The sequence below is a fragment of the Streptomyces sp. NRRL F-5135 genome (assembly GCF_000719775.1).
Taxonomy (GTDB): Bacteria; Actinomycetota; Actinomycetes; order Streptomycetales; family Streptomycetaceae; genus Streptomyces; species Streptomyces hebeiensis.
This window is the reverse complement of record NZ_JOHR01000013.1, coordinates 312,352-329,893: the sequence shown is the minus strand read 5'-3', so window position 1 is coordinate 329,893 and position 17,542 is coordinate 312,352. Positions and strand designations below refer to the sequence as shown.

Genomic DNA, 17,542 nt, shown 5'->3' with positions numbered 1-17,542 from the left:
CCTCCCGCCGTGCCGCCCTCCGGCGATCCGGTCGCGATCAGTGGAGTCAGTGGTGCACGGCGGTGGGGAACGCCGTCGTGGTGGGGCTGTAGTACGCCTGATAGGGGTCTTCCGGGTGCCGGCGGTGCCGCCCGGGGTGACCCGGGTGACCCGGGTGACCCGGGTGACCCGGGTGGCCAGGGTGACCGGAGTGCCTGCTGTCGGAGAACGAGGAGCCGGCGCTGAGCCGTCCGTCGTCGGCGAGGGCCTGGACGCGCAGGAGCAGTGCGCGGAGGTCCAGGCCCAGTTCGGCGGCCACGGTCTGGAGGTCGAGCCCGGACTTCCAGCTCCACACCAGGACGGAGTCCATGCTGGGAGACCAGGCGACACCGTCCTCTGTGGCCGCCATGGGGGCCATCGACGCCATGGGGGTCATCGACGGCATGTGCGCCATGGGTGTGACGGGGGCCGTCGGGGCCCCGAAGACCCCGGAGGGCGCCGTGCCGCCCGAGGTCTCCGGCGCCGTGCCGGTGCCCGCCGTGGGAGGCATGGACGGCACCGGGGGCGTCACCGGCGCCTGCCCCGGCTGACCCGTGGGTGCGGTGGGGATCGTCAGATGCGCGGTCGGCGGCAGCAGCGCGTCCTGCGCGGGCGGCTCCGGTCCCGGCTGAACCGTTTCGTTGCGCTGGTGCGGCAGTTGGACCTCCATCGTCAGTGCCTCGGCGAAGGGGTCATGAGCCATCTGCGGCATGTGGGGCAACTGCCCGGCTTGAGCCGCCGCCTGCGTCGCCTGCGCCACGTGCGGGGCGCGCAGCAACTCCTCGGCGACGCACCGGGCTTCCTCGCGCCCCACCGTCCGGCGCGCCACGCGCACCTCGCGCTCGCCCAGGCCCAGCAGGTTCGCGACCGTACCGTCGCTGCCGACGGTGACGGCGAACGCGGCGAGCGTCCTGCTCCGTCCCACCTGAGCCTCGTCCAGCACCGCCTGCGCCTCGCGCACACGCTCGTCACTGGCGCAGAAAGCCTCGGCCAACACGGTGTTCCGTTCCCAGAATTCTCGTGGATCCACGACCGTAACAACGTTCAACTGACCAATGGGAACGGACCGTCGGCCGCAATACACCCAAAAAGAGCAAGGGTGTAAAAATGGACAATAGGGTCGGCATTGGAGTGAAGCGTCGGGCATGCGGCCTTCCGTCCACGGCCTTTTCGTGGCCGTGGACGGTGGGGCGGCGGCGGTCAGGCGGTCGGCTCGCTCATCAGCGGGCGCGGCCCCGGGGCGGTGGCGCCCGCCGTCCCCGCCCCCTCCGCCGGCCCCGGTGTCGGGAACGAGGACGGGGACGGAGACGGGGATGGGGACCGGGACGGCTCCGGCGCTGTGCGGGACCAGCGGTTCGCGAGCACGGCGCAGACCATCAACTGCACCTGGTGGTAGAGCATCAGCGGCAGGATCACCGGTCCCGCCGTGGCCCCGAACAGCACGGCTGCCATGGGCAGTCCCGTCGCGAGGCTCTTGTTCGAGCCGCAGAACACGATGGCGATCCGGTCCTCCCGGCCGAAGCCGAGGCGCCGCGCGGCGTACGACGTGATCAGGAGCGCCAGCGTGAGCAGGATCGCGGCCAGCGTCACCAGGGTGAGCAGCCGCAGTGCCGTGAGCTGCCGCCAGACGCCCTCCTCCATGCCACGGCTGAACGCCGTGTAGACGACGAGGAGGATGGAGAACCGGTCCAGCAGGCTCAGCGCCTTCTTGTGCCGCCCCACGAACGTCCCGATCCAGCGCCGCAGCCCCTGCCCGGCCACGAACGGAAGCAGCAACTGGCCGACGATGGCCAGCAGCCCGTCGGTCGAGAAGCTGACCGTGGACCCGATCAGCCAGGCCGCGAGCAGCGGTGTGACGACCATGCCGGCGAGGCTGGAGTACGTCCCGGCGCAGATGGCCGCCGGAACGTTGCCCCGGGCCGTGGAGGTGAGGGCGATGGACGACTGGATGGTCGAGGGGACGACGCAGAGGAAGAGCAGTCCGAGATACAGCTCCTCGGTGAGCAGGAACGGTACGAGCCCGCCCGCCGCCATCCCCAGCAGGGGGAACAGCGCGAACGTACTGGCCCCGATGACGAGATGGAGCCGCCACCGCCGCAGGCCGTCCACCGCCTCGCGGGTGGAGAGCCGGGCCCCGTAGAGGAAGAAGAGCAGCGCGATGGCGAGGTCGGCGGCGCCGCCGACGGCCACGCCCGCGCGGCCGGTGGCGGGCAGCAGCGCGGCGAACAGGACCGTACCGAGAAGGGCGGCGACATACGGGTCGACCGCCCTGAGCACCCGGCCGGGCCAGGACATCGGCCGGAGCGGGGACGCCGGCCGGAGCGGGGACGTCATGTCTCACTCACCCTCTTCCCGTATGTGTCTCGTCTGTCTCGCGGTGTGTCTCGCGGTCTGTCTCGCGTGCGGCCCTGCCGTGTGTGCCGCCCTGTCGTGTGGTCGCTCGCGCGCTATTCGCTGCCTTCGCCCTGCCAGGGCGGATGGCCGAGCTGAGTGATCCAGCCCAGCGGGGAGGACCGGGGTGCCGGGGACGGGGTCGTCGGGTCCGGGCACGGGCACGAACCCCCGGACGCGACGGGTCCGCCGGAGTCACGGACGTCTCCGGCGTGTACGTCGATCGCGCCGCCGCCCCCGTCGTGGTCGCTGCCCGCCGTGCCCCTGCTGCCGATCAGCGTGTTGAGCGTCCGGTCGACCTCGAGCCAGGAGTCGGCCGACGAGTTGTCGATGACGATGAGGCCCCTGTGCTGGTTGCCGGGCGGTGGCGGATCGTCGGGCTCGTCCGGCTCTTCCTCGGGCGCCGACGACACGGGGGCCGACGAGACGGGTGCCGACGGCGCGGACGTGGACGAGACGGGCGCCGACGGCGCGGGCGCGGTCGGCGCCGCCTCCGCCGGTTGCGCCGCGTCCGCCGCACCGCCGCCGTACAGCACACCCGCGGCCGCCGCGACGCACACACGCGTCGCGGACGTCCGCGCGAGACGGGTTCCTTTGCCCGGCAGCCGGTGCCGACCGGCGCCGGGGCGGAAAGGATTCGATGTCACGGAAGGGAAATTCTCACGGTCAGACGGAAACCGGCCGACGGACTTCACGGGCCTCGGGGACTTCGCGAACCTCACGGTTCTCGCGCATCCCACCGGCCTCGGATACTTCGTGGTGCCTGCTGATGTTCTTCTCCAGCAGTTCCGTCGAACCCCGCACCCCGATCGACCCGGTTTCCCGGGTGTCCGGCAGCCGGCCGTCCGCCATTTTCAGGTCGACCAGCGCGCCGTCGATCGCGCCGTGCGCGGCGAACAGGCACGGGGTGCTGTAAATGGCGACGTCGACGCCGAGTTCGGAGAGTTCGGTGAGGGAGAGCCGCGGTGACTTCCCGCCCGCGATCTGGTTGAACAGCAGCGGCTTGTCGCCGACGACCTTGCGGATCTTGCGGATCCAGTCCACGCTGCGGACCCCGTCGACGAGGACGACGTCCGCGTCCGTCTCCGCCAGCGCCGCCGCCCGGCGCACGATCTCGGACTCCTCCGTCGCGTCCGTACGGGCCACCACGAGCATGTCCCGCCGGCTGCTCAGCACCAGTTCGAGCTTCTCCAGGTACTCCTCCAGCGGCAGCACCAGCTTGCCGTCCGCGTGTCCGCACCGGCGCGGCCGCTTCTGGTCCTCCAGGATCACCCCGGACGCCCCGGCGCGCTCCAGCCGCTGCACCACGTGGCAGGCGACCTCCGGGTCCACGTACCCGTCGTCGATGTCCACCAGCATGTGGTGGCCGGGGAAGGCCAGCCGCAGCCGCTCGGCGAAGGCGACCATGTCCGGCCAGGCGATGAAGCCGATGTCGGGAAGCCCGTAGTGCGAGGCGGCGAACCCGAATCCGGACACGAAGAAGCCGTTGTAGTGCTGAGCCGCGATCGAGGCCGAGTACATGTCGTAGATGCCGATGAGAGGGGTCGTACGGGGGGATGCGACCGCTTCTCGCAGGGCGGGGCCGTAGCGCATTGGTCTCTCCTCGTTCCGGAACCCGTGCGGGCGCACGGGTTCGGACAATGTGCTGACGGAGAAAACCTTTACAGAAAACCAAGGCCGCGTAAAACGACACACCGTCACTCGAATTAATCTGGCAAAGTTTCGGCAGTGTTTCTTTATGTTCGCATTACGTGCGAAGAAAGGTTCGAATTACGTGCGAAGGCCCGGACCGCGGCGGCGCGCTGCCTCGTCGAGCAGTCGGCGCATCGACGCGGCGGCGCGGACGGAGGCGTCGGCACAGCAGTTGTTGAACATGACATGGACGACGTCCGCCTCGTCGGCCATGGCCCGCAGGCGCGGCACCCACTCGGCCAGTTCCTCCGGGGCGTAGGTGTGGCGGAACCGTTCCTCCTTGGTCCCCGTACCCCATGCGCCGCTCCGGCCGTGGAAGCGCGTCATCGCCAGCCGGCGCGAGGTGACGGGGGAGACCGGCGGTACGGACGTGGCGAGCGACTGCGCCATGTCCACGGCCACGGCGGTCATGTCCCGGTCAGCGAGGAACGCCGAGGTGGCGGCGAGCCGTTCCGCACGCCACCACCCGGGGTGCCGGAACTCGACGGCGACGGGCCAGCCGGCGGTACGCTCCCGGCACCGGTCGAGGAACGCCTCCGCCCGTGGCCCGGGTGCGAGCCACGGCGGGAACTGGAAGAGGAGCGTGCCGAGCCGGCCCGTTCGGCGCAGCGGCTCCAGCGCGCCGCTGAAACGCCGCCAGATCTCGTCGAGCAGCCCGCCGTCGGTGCCGCTGTCGGCACCACCGCCGGTGCCGGTGCCGGTGCCAGTGCCAGTGCCCGTGCCGGTGCCGGCGCCCGTGGCGGCGTTCGCGTCACGGTCCGCGCCGTCCCGTCGCCCGGGCCCCGGCCGCTGTTGTCGCCGAAACGCCTCGCGCAGATCGGCGGGCAGCGCTTCGGGCCGTGTCGGATGCCCGGTGAGCAGTGAGAACGCCTTGACGTCGAAGCGGAAGCCGGGCGGTGTCCGTTCCGCCCACAGCCTGCTGTTGCGGACACTGGGCAGCGCGTAGTACGTGGCGTCGACCTCCACCACGGGGAACCGCTCGGCGTAATGACGCAGTCTCCCGGCCGCGTCGCGGCGCCCCGGCGGGTACCAGCCGGAGGCGAGCAGCGCGCGGTCCGTCCAGGAACACGTACCGACCAGGATCTCGCCCATGACCGCCCGGCTACCCGCACGGCTCCGGTGAAGTCCTTCCATCCGGACCCGTCCGCCGCCGCGTTCACGCCCATCGGCCCTGTCCGCCGGTCCGTCACGCCCCGGGTCGGTTCGCCGGTCCGGTTGGCCGGTCCGTTCACACGCCGCCGACCAGGGGCGTCTCCTCCACCGCCGCCAGCACGGCGCCCGCGCCGTCCTCGGTTTCCATGTGACGGGCCGCCGCTTCGGCGCGGGCGCGCAGGGAGGCGTCCCGTACGGCACGGCCGACCGCGGCGGCGAGGCGTTCCTCGGCGCCGTTCGCGGCCAGGGCGGCGAAGGGCAGCGGTGCCGTGCCCGCGCCGGCCGCGACCAGCCGGGCGGCCCAGAACGGCTGGTCCGCCGTCACCGGCACCGGCACCGACGGCAACCCGGCGCGCAGGGCGGCGGCCGTCGTCCCCGCGCCGGCGTGGTGGACGACCGCCGCGAGGTGCGGGAGGAGGAGCGCGTGCGGCACGTTCCCGATCGTCAGCATGTCGTCACCGGGCGGTTCGTCGTCGGCGGACAGCCCGGCCCAGCCGGCTTGCAGGACTCCCCTGACCCCGGCCCGGCGCAGGGCCCGTACGGCTGTGCGCCCCAGCCGCTCCCCGTGGCCCGCGCCCATGCTGCCGAAGCCGATGAGGACGGGCGGCGGCCCCGAGGCGAGGAAGTCCGCCAGGCGGTCCGGCAGCCGGGCGCCGGAGGGCACGAACGGCCACCAGTTGCCGACGACCTTCAGCTCAGCGGGCCAGTCGGCGGGGCACGGTACCAGCGCCGTGCTGAATCCGTGCAGGACGGGCATGACCGTGGCCGCCCGCGCGCGCCGGATCGCCGTCGCGGACGTGTGCGGCAGGCCCAGTTCCGTACGCAGCGCCCGGACGGCGTCCGCGTACAGCCGGTCCACCACGCGCTGCGCGGCCCGGCCCGCGAGGTGGTTGCCCCGTTTTCCCAGTGAACGCGCGCCGCTCACGGGCGGCGGGAAGTCCCCGGTGGGGTGGGCGGGCTGGAGGGCCACACCGAGGGCGGGGATGCCGAGTGCCTCGGAGAGCTGCCGGCCGAGCGGGGCCGTGGTGGTGGACAGGAGCAGCATTTCGGGGTCGGCCTCGGCGACCGCGCGGGCGAGGCTGGTCCCCAGCGTCCGGACGAAGCCGGCGGCGGCGCGCATGAGGGCGCGGTTGCCGCTCCCGGAGACGTCCCCGCCGCCCCGGCCCGCGGCGGACCCGCCCGCCGAGGCCCGGCCGACGGCGGCCCCGCCGGCGGACCGCGGATCGGCGGGCAGCGGTATCGGACACAGGTCGGCGGAGCGCAGGAGCGAGTCGTAGGACGGGTCGGCGGCGAGCGCGACCACGTGTCCGGCCGCGCGGAGGCGGGCGGCGAGTCCGGTGTACGGGGCGATGTCCCCGTACGAACCGGCCGCCGCGATGAGGATCTTCATGACTGTCTCCCCGCGGCCGTCGTACCGTGCGCGGTCGTATGGTCCAAGGGTGTCCGCACCGTCACCCCGGCGAGTCCGGACATCTGCTCGACCGAATAACCCACGTCGTCTCCCCGCCCCTGCTTCCGCCGTCCCGTTCCGTCCCCCCATTGAGCCACCCGGCCCCGGGCCCCGGACTCTCGCCCCCCGGCTGTCGGCCCTGCGGTGCATTCTCACGGCGCGTGAAAGGCAACCTCTGGAGCGGCGGTCGGGGCGTACTCGGGCGGCGGCTCGCGGCGGGCACGCGCCCCGCGCGGGACGGAGTGCGCGCCGCGAGCCTCGTCGCCCCGGGTACGGTCGGCCCGGTCTACCCGGTCGGTCCGGTCGGCCCGGGTACGGCGGCCCTACGCGGGCCGCAGCCGGTAGCCGTACGTGTAGCTGCGGCCGGCGTGCAGCAGGTACGCCTCCAACGGGGCGGCGCCCCAGGAGTTGATGCCGCCCACGCCCATCTGCCGGTGGTTGACACCGAGGACGGTCTCGGCACGCCGCGTCAGGTCGTGCGGGTGGCGGGGGCCTTCCAGGTCGAACGGCGAGTGGTGCAGGGCACTGAACTCCAGCGGCGACGCGTCGGCCGCCGCCGAGGCATCGCCGCCGCCGGCATCAGCGGCGTCGTCGGCGGCGGGACCGGGATCCGCGGTCACGGTCAGGCCCTCCCCCGACCGGTTGACGACGGACAGCCACCGCACGTCCGTCATGTTGCCCGTCTGCTGGGGCCGGACGTACGGCGCCATCTGGTCGTCGACCGTGGAGCGGTAACGCCCCACGAAGGCCGCGCTCTTGCGGTCCGCGTAGTTCTCGTGCGGACCGCGCCCGTACCACTCCAGCCGCTCGAACCCCGCCGGTACGGTCAGCAGCGCGCCCACCATGGGCAGGTCGGGCAGGCCCGCGGCCGCGTCGAGCGTGTGCCGTACCCGTATCTCGCCGGTGCCCAGCACCCGGAAGACGGTGTGCCAGGCGGAGGCCGCGGGCGCGGTGGGGAGCGTGGCGGCGACCTCGATCAGCACCTCGCCGGGGGAGGGCTGCGAGACCTCGACGGAGGTCACGGTCCGGCCGGCGCCCGCGTCCCGCCAGGTGCGGGCCGTGGTGTGGAACTTCCGGCCGATGTCGTTGTCGGTGGGTCCGCGCCAGAAGTTGGGCACGGGCCCGCCCGCGAGCAGGAGCCGGCCGCGGTGGCGGTACGAGGCGAGGGTGCCGGTCGTCTTGTCGAGGACCACGTCGAGGCCGCGCCCGGTGACCCGTACCCGGGTGTCCGACTCGCTGACGGTGAGGCCGGGGGCGGCGGGTGTCGCGGAGGGCGTGGGCTTGGGCGCGGTCCCGGCCGCGGTGGAGCGCCGCCCGAGGGCGAGCTGTTCGGCGGCGACCGTGTGCCCGGCGTCGGCCCAGCGGGTCTTCCGGCGCAGGACGAAGGCGATGTCGAGCCAGTATTCGCCGCCTTCCCCGGCCGTGTCCTTGCCGGTGCCGGTGCCGGCGCCGGCGCCAGTGCCGGCTGCCGCGTCGGGGCGCCCCACGGGCACGCGTACGGTGGCAGTGCCGCCCGGCGCGACCTTCGGCGCGGGCAGCGTGCCCTGCCGTACGCGCTCGCCGTCCCGGGTCAGGGTCCACCGCAACTCGTAGGCGTCCAGGCCGCTGAAGAGGTGCTTGTTGCGGATCGCCACCGCGACCTGGGAGTCCCCGGCGGACGGTTCGGCGGCGGCCGAGATCCCCACCGGCTGGTACATCTTCTTTATCTCCAGCAGGCCGGGGTGGACCCGCCGGTCCGCGTCGACCAGGCCGTTGCAGCTGAAGTTCCCGTCCGTCGGGTAGCCGGGTTTCCAGTCACCGCCGTAACTCAGGTACGTCCGCTTGGGATCGCCCGGCACCGGGAGCCGGATCGCCTGGTCGACCCAGTCCCAGACGAAGGCGCCGTGCAGGTTCGGGTAGCGCTCGAAGACGTCCCAGTACTCCTGGAGATTGCCGCCGCTGTTGCCCATGGAGTGGTTGTACTCGCACAGCATGTACGGCTTCGGATCGCCGGACCGGCCGTACGCCTCCACGCCGGCGGGGCTGGTGTACATCTCGCTGTGGACGTCGGCGACGGCGTTCATGCCCTCGTAGTGCACCGGCCGTGAGGCGTCGCGCGCGCGTGTCCAGTCGGCCATGGCCCGGAAGTTCTCGCCCTGGCCCGCCTCGTTGCCGAGCGACCAGGCGACGACGCACGGGTGGTTCTTGTCGCGCTCGACGAGCGAGCGCATCCGGTCCACGCAGGCGTCCGTCCACTCGGGCAGCGACGCCGGCACGCGGTCGCGGACCCCGTGCGTCTCCAGGTTCGCCTCGTCGATGACGTACAGGCCGTACTCGTCGCAGAGTTCCGCCCAGCGGGGGTGGTTCGGGTAGTGGGAGGTCCGCACGGCGTTGATGTTGTGCCGCTTCATCAGCAGGATGTCCTCGACCATCCGCTCCTCGCGGACCGCCTGGCCGTGGTCGGGGTCGGACTCGTGGCGGTTGGTGCCGTGGAACATCAGCGGCTTGCCGTTGATGGTGTACCTGCCGGGTCCGTACTCGATCCGGCGGAAGCCCACACGGGTCCGCTGGACGTCCACCGGCCTGCCGGAGCGGTCGGTGAGGGTGACCACGAGGGTGTAGAGGTTCGGGTCCTCGGCGGACCAGAGGGCGGGCGCGGGGACGTCGGCGGTCAGGGTGACGACGGCGTCGCCCCCCGCCTCGCCGGCGGCCGGGAACGCGACCCGCCCGGTGAGGGGACGCCCCAGGACCGGCTTCCCCCCGGCGTCGTACAGCACCGCCTCGACCTGGTGCCCGTCCGGGCGCGCGCCGCCGCGGTCGCGTACGGTCGTCGTGACGGTCAGCACCGCGTCCCGGTAGGCGGAGTCCAGGTCGGTGCGGACGAACAGGTCCCGCACGTGCGTCGGCGGGATCGCGTAGAGGTACACGTCACGGAAGATCCCGGACAGGTCGATCATGTCCTGGTCCTCCAGCCAGCTGCCGTCGGACCAGCGGAAGACCTCGACGGCCAGCGTGTTGCGGCCGGGCCGGACGTACGCGGTGATGTCGAACTCGGCGGGCGTGTAGCTGTCCTCGCTGTAGCCGACGCGCGTCCCGTTCACCCACACGAAGAACGCGGACTTCACGCCCTGGAAGGAGAGCAGCGTGCGGCGCCCGCTCCAGTCGGCGGGCAGGGCGAAGGTACGGCGGTAGGAGCCGACGGGGTTGAACTCGCGGGGAATGTCGGGCGGTTCGGGCGTCTCGTACCCGACCCACGGGTACTTGATGTTGAGGTAGATCGGCTCGGGGTACCCCTCGATCTCCCAGTTGGAGGGGACGGGGATCCGGTCCCAGCCGCTGTCGTCGTAGTCCGGGGCGTGGAAGCCGACGGGCCGCAGGTCCGGGTTCTTCGACCAGCGGAACCGCCAATCCCCGTTGAGGGAGCGGTAGTAGGGCGACTCCTCGACCCGCCGCCCGCGCACCGCGTCGGCCACACTCCCGTACGGCACGAGCCGGGTCCGCGCCTCCTCCCGGTTGATCTGGAAGACCCGCGGCCGGGCGTCCCACTCGTCCCCGGGGGCCGCGCTGCCGCCGCCGGCTCTGCCCGCGCCGACGCCGTCGGCGGCGAAGGCGCTCTTCTGCGCGGCGAAGGCCGCCCAGCCGGCGAGGGCGGTCGCGGAGACGAGGAGGGACCGCCGACGCGGTCGTGGGGCGGCGGTGTGCTGGTCGTTGCTCGGGCTCTCGGCACTCATGGGGGCTGACTCCGAACGGAAGGCAACAAGAAACCACAGCATCAGACGTGTTCGCGCGTCCCACAAGGCTCCGGTACGGGACACGTCTGGCCGGCGGAAGTTCTTTTGCCGGCACGGAGCGGCCCGCTGGCGGTCCAGCGCACAGTTCGGCAGTGGCCCGGTGGACTGGTATCGGTGCCGGTCAGCGCTGCGGCGCGTCGGCGGCATCGTCATGCGCCCTGTTGTGCGCCTGGCGCAGCGACTCACCATGTGCCGTATCGGCCGCACAGCGCTCTCGTCTTCTGAGCCGGAGGAAGTGCTCGGGTCAGGCACGGCTGAGAGTCGCATCGGAACTAGATGGGGGCTTTCTTGCCAACAGAGTCCGAATCCCAGAGACAGCACGAGTGGCCCGCCCGAAGCTTTCTCGGCGGGCTGTCGGACGCCGTACGCACCGAACTGCTGCGGCTTGGAACACGCTGTCGGTACCTGCCGGGCGAGACCCTGATCCGTGAAGGCGACCATTCGAACCATGTGGTGCTGTTGCGCTCCGGGTTCGTCAAGGTGACCGCCCGTTTGGACAACGGTCACGAGGCGCTGCTGGCCATCCGGGTCGGCGGGGACATCGTCGGCGAGATGGCTGCCATGGACGACGGAGCGCGACGATCGGCCACGGTCACCGCCTGTGGGGAGATCGCCGCCAGCATCGTCCGCGAGACCGATCTGCGGCTCTTCCTCGACTCCCGGCCCGAGGCGGCTCGAGCTGTCAACCGGATTGTCGTCCGTCGACTGCGCTGGGCGAACCAGAGACGGATCGAGTTCGGAGGCTATCCGGTCAAGGTGCGGCTGGCCCGCGTGCTCACGGCATTGGCCGTCTCGTACGGGCATCACGTGCCCCGCGGCATCGTCATCGGGGTCGACCTCACGCAGCCGGAGCTGGCCGCGCTCACCGGCTCGGCGGAGGTCACGATCCACAAGGCGCTCGCCGAACTGCGCAGGGACGGTCTCATCACGACGGGATACCGCCGCACCACCGTCCTCGACCTGAAGCGCTTACGGGAAAACGCCAGGCTGGAGCCGCCCCTCCCGTAACACGGGTATCGCGCGCGTCTCCTGTGGAAAACCGTATTTCTACGACCTGCTCGGTGTTCTCCGTATCCGGCCGCAACAGTGGACGCCCGACACCACCAACGGCAGGCAGGAGAACCGTGCCCATGACTTCCCCATCCAAATCGCAGGAGATCATCACGCGCCATCTGTGCATGGCCGCCGACGTGGAGCAGTACAGCCACCTCGACACCCCGAGCCAGGAGGCATTCCAGGCGGACCTGGTCCGGGTGCTGGAGGAGGCGGCGGTGCTCTCCGGCCTGGACAGGACGACCTGGCAGCGCCAGCCGCAGGGTGACCAGGAGTTCGCCGTGCTGCCGCTCGAGACACCGGAGCCGCTGGTCCTCGGCTGCTTCGTGCGGAACCTGGCGATCCGTCTCGGCGAGCGCAACGCCAACCGGGCCGAGCAAGAACGGATGCGGCTCAAGCTGGCCATCGACTTCGGCGTGGCCCGGACGGCCGCCCTCGGCCACAGCGGGCCCGCCCCGGTGTCAGTGGCCCGCTACCTCAGCGCGAACCAGCTCAAGCAGGTGCTCAAGGCCATCAGCTCGACCGATCTCGTGGTCATCATCTCCGATCAGCTCTACCAGGACGTCGTCAGGCTCCGAGGTGAGGGAGAGGGCCTGGACCCCGCCCGGTACGTCAGGGTGCACGTCGAGCGGAAGGAATTCAGCGGCTACGGCTGGGTCCACGTGCCTGAGCACGGTCCCGAAGAGCTGAAGCCGCTCGTCTCCCACCCGGACCCGCAGCCGGTGCCCGAACCGAAGCCGGAGGGGGACGCCGCTCCCCCGCCCACCAATGTGGTGAAGCGGAACAAGGGCGGTGTTTTCCACTTCGGCAGTGGCGACGCGGCGAAGACCATGCACAAGAAGTACACGCGGTGACGGGACCACAGGGATGGACGACATGGCCGGCGGCCTTATGAACGAGTCGCTTGAGGGGCCGTCGTCGGAACCTACCGCCGACGAGGAGACCGCATTCGCGCCTGTCGGCGTGGACGCGGCGGAAGAACAGGCCGACCACATCCGTTGGCTGCGTCAGCGGGGCCTGCCCCGGGCCCTTGTCGAAGGGGGGATCAAGGGGGGAGCCGTTGGCTTCGGCACCGGGGACACGGCCAGGACGATGTACAAGACCATACTCAATGCACCGGTGGTGGATCCGATCGACGGCCGCTTCCCGGAAGACGAGTTGGACGGGCTGCGCGAACGGTACGTACGGCCCGCCGCCTACGGCGTCCTGGTGAAGCACCTGGAGAGACACGGGGTCGCAGTGCTGCGCGGAGCTCCTGGTTCCGGGCGTTTCACCATGGCACTGCTCGCCGCGCGGCAGGTGATGGACACCGGCGTCGTCGTCCTCGATTCGGAAACAGGCGTGCGTCGGCTGGTCAAAGAGGACGGCGGACTCCAGCCGAGCCGTGGCCATGTCATCGAGGGTGACGGGAGGCGGTGGGCGAGTGAACTGCGCGCACAACTTCTCAACCGGTTACGGGAGGTGACCTATCGCCGCCAACCGCTGGTGATCATCGTTGATGACCGTGTGCCGGTCGCCGGCCTTGACGGACATGTCGTCGAGCACGAGGTCGCGGACGAACTGCGGTTCCGGGTACTGGCCCGGCACGTGACGGTGCACCTCGCCGACCTGCCGGAAGGCGGTCGCAAGCTGCTGGAGCACGAGCGTCTCCGGGAGGATCTGAATGGGCGCAGATCCATGGCGGAGATCGCCGTACTGGCTGGTGAACTGGCACGGCGCGTGCGCGAGGGTGACGACGCCGACCAGATCGTGCAGGGGCTCGGGGCCGAGCTGCGGGCGAAGGCGGCCAGGCTTCTCGGGCCGCCGAAGGCCGGGGCAGGTGACGCCAGGCAGCCGGATGTCTCCTTGTGGTCCCGAGCGTTCCTGCTGGCCTGCGTGGTGCTTGACGGAACGACGCTGTCCCGGGTCAGCCGAGAGTCCCACCGGCTCGCCGAACTGTTGCACGGGGTTCGCTCGCCGTCGTCCGTCCCCGAGATGCCGCTGTTCGTGGAGAGCGTGCAGGACTGGCTGGGGGCCGCCGATGTCGAATTCATCGATCGCAACGGGAACCGAGTCGAGGCCAGGCATCCGGAATGCCTGGTGAGGGTCCGCCAGCCTGGGCTTGGCCAGGCAGTCATGGAGGTGCTGTGGCACGACCATAGCGGGGCGCGAGTCCCGCTGCTGGAGTGGCTGGACAGCCTTGTCATCCGGGGTGAGGAGGACATCCGAGTCTCGGCTGCCCAGACGGTCGGTCTGCTGGCGACCTTCGACTGGGAGTACGTGCACGAAGAACTGCTTGTGACCTGGGCATCCGAAAAAGGTGAGCACAGCGATCGGAAGCATTTCGCTGCGGCATGGGCGCTGGAGCGTGCGGTGGCCGATCCTCTGCTCGCTCTACGAGTGCAGCGCCTGCTCTGGCGCTGGTCCCAGCGGCGGGAGTTCCAAAGCTGTGCCCGGGCCGCGTACGGAACCTCGATCGGCGCGATGTTCCCAGCCCATGCTCTGGGCGGTCTGGAGAAGATTGCCCAGTCGGGAATGAAGAGTGTGTGGGCCGCAGTACGGGAAATCTACGCGGCCGGCTCGCGGGAGCAAGTCCTGGAAAGGCTTGCCGACTGGTCGTCGTCATCACGGCATTGGCTTCGTGACGATGCGGCGAACTGCCTCCAGCGTCTCAGCCGATTTCGCGGCCGACGAGCGGTCACGGGCTTCCTGAAGGAACCCGGCCCGCGTGAACACCTGCTGCGGCTGACCCGGCAGGTTCTGCTCAGCTCCACCCGATCCCATCGCCGGTATGGCTGGAACGCCATGCGGCTCTGGGTGGAGCGGGCGGGCGAAGAGCCGGGCATCGAAGAGCTCGTGGCCGAATTCGTCGCCGAGCTGCCCGAACCAGGGGCAGGGGGCGACGGATTGCGCGAACAGTTTCTGTTCTACCTGCGGCTATGGGCACATCAATTACCGGATCCCAATGGGGCCACAGGGGTCCATTCCATTGTGACGGAAAGGTGGTCTATATGACTGGCATGCCGCCCCGTGGCGCATGGGGCTGGTTGCGCGCTCTGTTCGGCGGCAGGCGGCAGTCCGTCCTGTCCTTCGAATCGATGACCATGGACGTGCCGGAGACAGCGGTGGTGCACCGTGACTCCGTCGTCTCGTTCGAAACTCCGGCCCGGGGAGACGGATTCGACTTCCAGGTCGAGATCCGCTGCGAGTGGTGCGCCGAAGGAAGGCTGGACCAGGAGGTGCTGGGCCGTGCCATCGATGGCTACCAGGCGGACATGCCGCAGCGGCTCACCGAGCGGGTACGTGACATCACCCGCCTCTACGAGCCGTTCCGTGCGGAGGAGGCGGAGCTCGCCGTCAACGATGCCTTGCGGGAGGGCGAATGCTTCGAGAACGGGCTCGTCCGCTGCCGTACCGTCGCCTTCCTACGGCCCGCGCCGGAGGTGCTTGAGCAGCAGCGCAAAGCGGCCTTGGAACTCCAGGACATCGAGCACCGGTACGCGAAGTCCGCTCTCCAGGTGGAATTGCTGACCCAGGTCTCTGAGCGGTGGCGGACGTTCCTCGCCGAAGGGCTCGTCGGCACGCGCCAGAACGATGACAGCCTGTCCTGGCTGACGCCGTGGGCCGTTCTCCTGGCTGAGCAGCCGGACAGAGCGGCCACCGAGGTCGGGGACATGTTCCAGCAGAGGCGAGGGCAACTCGAAGATTTCCTCAAGTTCCTCGAGCAGCAGGTGAAGGCACATCAGGCGCACGACGTGTTCGATTTCGTTGTCACCAATGAGCATCAACTCGGACGGGCCATGAGAATGTTCGGTCTTCCCTTGCCGGGCGACCTGGCGTCCGGCAGCGGCGAAGCGGAGCCGCTGCCACAGCCCAGCAGGAACTGACATACCCCGGCGTGGCCCTCAGGGCAGAAGCGGCCCGGTGAGCAGGGAGAGTCCGGCAGCCACCGCCATCAGCCCCGTCCAGGCCACGCCCCGGGTGATGTACCGGTGCTTGGTCACCGCCACCTTGGCCAGTACGGGAATCAGCTGCCATATCTCCTGCCGTTCGAGGTCCTGGCCGGGCGGTGGAGGAGTGCCGTCGGCGATGGCCAGCAGCGGCAGGCTGAAGCGGTTGGGGGCGGGTGGCGGCCCCAACCGGGGGCGCAGCGCTTGCACCACGCAGTAGACCGCAGGAAGGAAGGCAGTCACGCGCAGGACCAGCACACAGACGGCGACCCAGGCGCCGGGCCCGCCGCGCTCCCATGCCTCGCGTACGGCTTCGCCTTGGGGCAGGGCGGTGGCCATCAGCCCGGCCTGTACGGCACCGAGGACGGCCACCTTTGTGTCCGCGAACTGGGTCGCGGCCTGGAGCGAGGTGTAGATGGCCAGTCCCGACTCCAGGCCGGGGGTCTCCCGTGCATCGGTGGCTGTTGATCCGGCGGAGTTTCCGGTGGGGCGTGAGGAGCTGGACACGGGAGACCTCCTGTTGCCGAGTGGCCGAGAGATCCAGTAACCCCCGAAGCGTCGTCCCATAAAAGTCAAAAATATGCATTTAACTCAGCTTGGAGAGTTCAGTGACCCGATTGATTCGAACGCCCTCTCAGCGGTTTCTCGCCGTCGCCTGCGCGTTGACCGCTCTGGTGGCGGGCAGCGGATGCGGCGCCTTCGAGACGCCCGTCGTACGGCCGTGCGCTTGGCTTGATCGTGTGGGCGGGAGCGAGCCGGGCCACGACAACTCCTCTCAGACCACTCGTGGAAGGTCGCAGGACACGAAGGAACTCGCCCGGTCGCGTACCGCCGTGCTCCTCGACCGCAGTTCCTCGACCCGGGCGGACCCGACCGCCGAGCCGGGAACACGCCGACCGGACTGGGCAGCCACGCTGGTGGCCGCCGAGCAGCTCGCGCCAACGGTTTTGGAGAGCGGGGCGCTTTCGGTCGCCGGCTTCGACGGATCCCGGTCCACGGTCGACTGGGACGTGGACCGTGCGACCGTTCCGGCGGAGCAAGGCAATGAAACCCGGCGGAAGGACCGTCGGCGGGTACAAAGCGGCTGTCTGGAGAAGCGGCTGCGGCAGTTGTCCGACGAGACGCCGGGTACTGACCGCACGGACGTGCTGGGCGCACTCGCCGCGGCTGCCGATCAGCTCGGCCCGGCCGGACCGGTCGGTGGGAGCGGCTCCGACGGTGCCCGAAGGATCGTGGTGGCGACCGACGGGCTGACCAATACGGGTTGCGCGGACCTACGCTCCGCCGGATTCGACGGCGGCGAGGAGATCAGGATGACGGTGGACCGCTGCAGAGATGCGGGCGAACTGCCGGACCTGACGGGCACCGAGGTAGGCATCTTCGGCATCGGCCGGTCAGCTCGGGGCGAGGCACCGTCGTCCCCGCAGACCGCCTGGCTGACGACGCTGTGGGAGCACTTGTGTCAGGCGACTGGCGCGTCCTCCTGCCAGGTGGCGGCCACCGCACGTTCCCGCGAGGCCGGGGTGGGAATGCAGACCGTTGTCGGTAGGGCCGAACCGCAGGTGACCTTCCCCGCCCTCGCCGAGCGTCCGATGGGCCGGGTCACCACGATCGTCCTTCCCGGGTCCGTACTGTTCGCCACCGACCGCTCGGAACTGTCGCCGACGGCGCGAAGCACCCTGGACGACGCCGCAAGCCGGATCATGGAGCTCGATCCTCTGTCGGTCGCCGTTTCCGGGCATACCGACTCTCGTGGCAGCGAACGGCGTGGCAGGCAACTCTCCCTCGCGAGGGCGCGGTCCGTCCGGTCCGCGCTCGCCGAGCGCGGGATCGCTGTCGACTCCGTCCGTGGTCACTCCGACGACCGGCCGGCCTGCACCCCCGAGTACCGCGACGGAGTGCCGGACCACGCGGCCATGGCCTGCAACCGTCGGGTGGAGATCGCTGTCACGGTGCGCCGCTGATCTCATCCCGTACGCCGTGTACCAGTGCCTCATTTTCCTCATGGGGTCCCTTACTGGTGAAAACCGTTGAGATCACACCATGCACATCTCGCAGAGAAGGACGTGTAGATGCCCGCGAAACAT

General features: G+C 70.6%; 13 protein-coding genes. 5 read left to right on the top strand and 8 right to left on the bottom strand.

The window, feature by feature from the left end; all coding sequences use genetic code 11:
• Positions 1 to 46: 46 nt before the first annotated feature.
• From IG02_RS40915 to IG02_RS0123850, 7 genes are all read right to left on the bottom strand, one after another.
• Positions 47 to 1,048, bottom strand: a complete 1,002-nt coding sequence (locus IG02_RS40915; RefSeq protein WP_158712377.1) for a hypothetical protein — start codon at positions 1,046 to 1,048, stop codon at positions 47 to 49.
• Positions 1,049 to 1,218: 170 nt separating this feature from the next.
• Entirely contained in the window at positions 1,219 to 2,313 is a 1,095-nt protein-coding gene (locus IG02_RS0123875) for a bile acid:sodium symporter family protein (RefSeq protein WP_107055685.1), read from the bottom strand.
• A 152-nt stretch (positions 2,314 to 2,465) separates the two neighbouring features.
• The gene (locus IG02_RS41750) at positions 2,466 to 3,056 is read right to left on the bottom strand and encodes a hypothetical protein (protein WP_234314880.1); all 591 of its coding nucleotides are present in this window, start codon (positions 3,054 to 3,056) and stop codon (positions 2,466 to 2,468) included.
• Between the two features lie 19 nt (positions 3,057 to 3,075).
• Complete coding sequence (locus IG02_RS0123865; RefSeq protein WP_234314879.1) at positions 3,076 to 4,002, bottom strand: isocitrate lyase/PEP mutase family protein; 927 nt, start codon at positions 4,000 to 4,002, stop codon at positions 3,076 to 3,078.
• 177 nt (positions 4,003 to 4,179) lie between these two features.
• Positions 4,180 to 5,193: a DUF72 domain-containing protein gene (locus IG02_RS0123860; protein ID WP_051765603.1), complete on the bottom strand. Its 1,014-nt coding sequence runs from the start codon at positions 5,191 to 5,193 to the stop codon at positions 4,180 to 4,182.
• Between the two features lie 136 nt (positions 5,194 to 5,329).
• A complete protein-coding gene (locus IG02_RS0123855; protein ID WP_030751731.1) occupies positions 5,330 to 6,643 on the bottom strand; it encodes a glycosyltransferase in 1,314 nt (437 codons plus the stop codon).
• A gap of 383 nt (positions 6,644 to 7,026) precedes the next feature.
• Complete coding sequence (locus IG02_RS0123850; protein WP_051765601.1) at positions 7,027 to 10,413, bottom strand: glycoside hydrolase family 2 TIM barrel-domain containing protein; 3,387 nt, start codon at positions 10,411 to 10,413, stop codon at positions 7,027 to 7,029.
• A gap of 348 nt (positions 10,414 to 10,761) precedes the next feature.
• Here IG02_RS0123850 and IG02_RS0123845 point away from each other — a divergent pair, with 348 nt between their 5' ends.
• The 4 genes from IG02_RS0123845 (at position 10,762) to IG02_RS0123830 (ending at position 15,392) form a co-directional block, all read left to right on the top strand.
• On the top strand, positions 10,762 to 11,481 hold the full coding sequence (locus tag IG02_RS0123845; RefSeq protein WP_037804062.1) for a Crp/Fnr family transcriptional regulator: 720 nt from the start codon (positions 10,762 to 10,764) through the stop codon (positions 11,479 to 11,481).
• Between the two features lie 122 nt (positions 11,482 to 11,603).
• Positions 11,604 to 12,380 (top strand): hypothetical protein, encoded by a 777-nt coding sequence (locus tag IG02_RS0123840; protein WP_051765597.1) that lies wholly within the window; start codon positions 11,604 to 11,606, stop codon positions 12,378 to 12,380.
• A gap of 13 nt (positions 12,381 to 12,393) precedes the next feature.
• Positions 12,394 to 14,520, top strand: a complete 2,127-nt coding sequence (locus IG02_RS0123835; protein ID WP_030751720.1) for a hypothetical protein — start codon at positions 12,394 to 12,396, stop codon at positions 14,518 to 14,520.
• A complete protein-coding gene (locus IG02_RS0123830; protein WP_030751717.1) occupies positions 14,517 to 15,392 on the top strand; it encodes a hypothetical protein in 876 nt (291 codons plus the stop codon). Before IG02_RS0123835 ends, IG02_RS0123830 begins: the two co-directional genes overlap by 4 nt.
• Before the next feature lie 18 nt (positions 15,393 to 15,410).
• Here the strand turns inward: IG02_RS0123830 and IG02_RS0123825 are convergent, their stop codons facing one another.
• Positions 15,411 to 15,962: a hypothetical protein gene (locus IG02_RS0123825; RefSeq protein ID WP_030751714.1), complete on the bottom strand. Its 552-nt coding sequence runs from the start codon at positions 15,960 to 15,962 to the stop codon at positions 15,411 to 15,413.
• A gap of 233 nt (positions 15,963 to 16,195) precedes the next feature.
• Between IG02_RS0123825 and IG02_RS37985 the strand changes: the two genes are divergently transcribed.
• The gene (locus IG02_RS37985) at positions 16,196 to 17,419 is read left to right on the top strand and encodes an OmpA family protein (RefSeq protein WP_158712376.1); all 1,224 of its coding nucleotides are present in this window, start codon (positions 16,196 to 16,198) and stop codon (positions 17,417 to 17,419) included.
• The last annotated feature ends 123 nt before the right edge of the window (positions 17,420 to 17,542 follow it).

Excerpts from the sequence above, each read along its gene's own strand:
- IG02_RS0123875 (WP_107055685.1), bottom strand. The coding sequence starts at position 2,313 with ATGTCCTGGCCCGGCCGGGTGCTCAGGGCGGTCGACCCGTATGTCGCC.
- IG02_RS0123865 (WP_234314879.1), bottom strand. The coding sequence starts at position 4,002 with ATGCGCTACGGCCCCGCCCTGCGAGAAGCGGTCGCATCCCCCCGTACG.
- IG02_RS0123860 (WP_051765603.1), bottom strand. The coding sequence starts at position 5,193 with ATGGGCGAGATCCTGGTCGGTACGTGTTCCTGGACGGACCGCGCGCTG.
- IG02_RS0123855 (WP_030751731.1), bottom strand. The coding sequence starts at position 6,643 with ATGAAGATCCTCATCGCGGCGGCCGGTTCGTACGGGGACATCGCCCCG.
- IG02_RS0123850 (WP_051765601.1), bottom strand. The coding sequence starts at position 10,413 with ATGAGTGCCGAGAGCCCGAGCAACGACCAGCACACCGCCGCCCCACGA.
- IG02_RS0123840 (WP_051765597.1), top strand. The coding sequence starts at position 11,604 with ATGACTTCCCCATCCAAATCGCAGGAGATCATCACGCGCCATCTGTGC.
- IG02_RS0123835 (WP_030751720.1), top strand. The coding sequence starts at position 12,394 with ATGGACGACATGGCCGGCGGCCTTATGAACGAGTCGCTTGAGGGGCCG.
- IG02_RS0123830 (WP_030751717.1), top strand. The coding sequence starts at position 14,517 with ATGACTGGCATGCCGCCCCGTGGCGCATGGGGCTGGTTGCGCGCTCTG.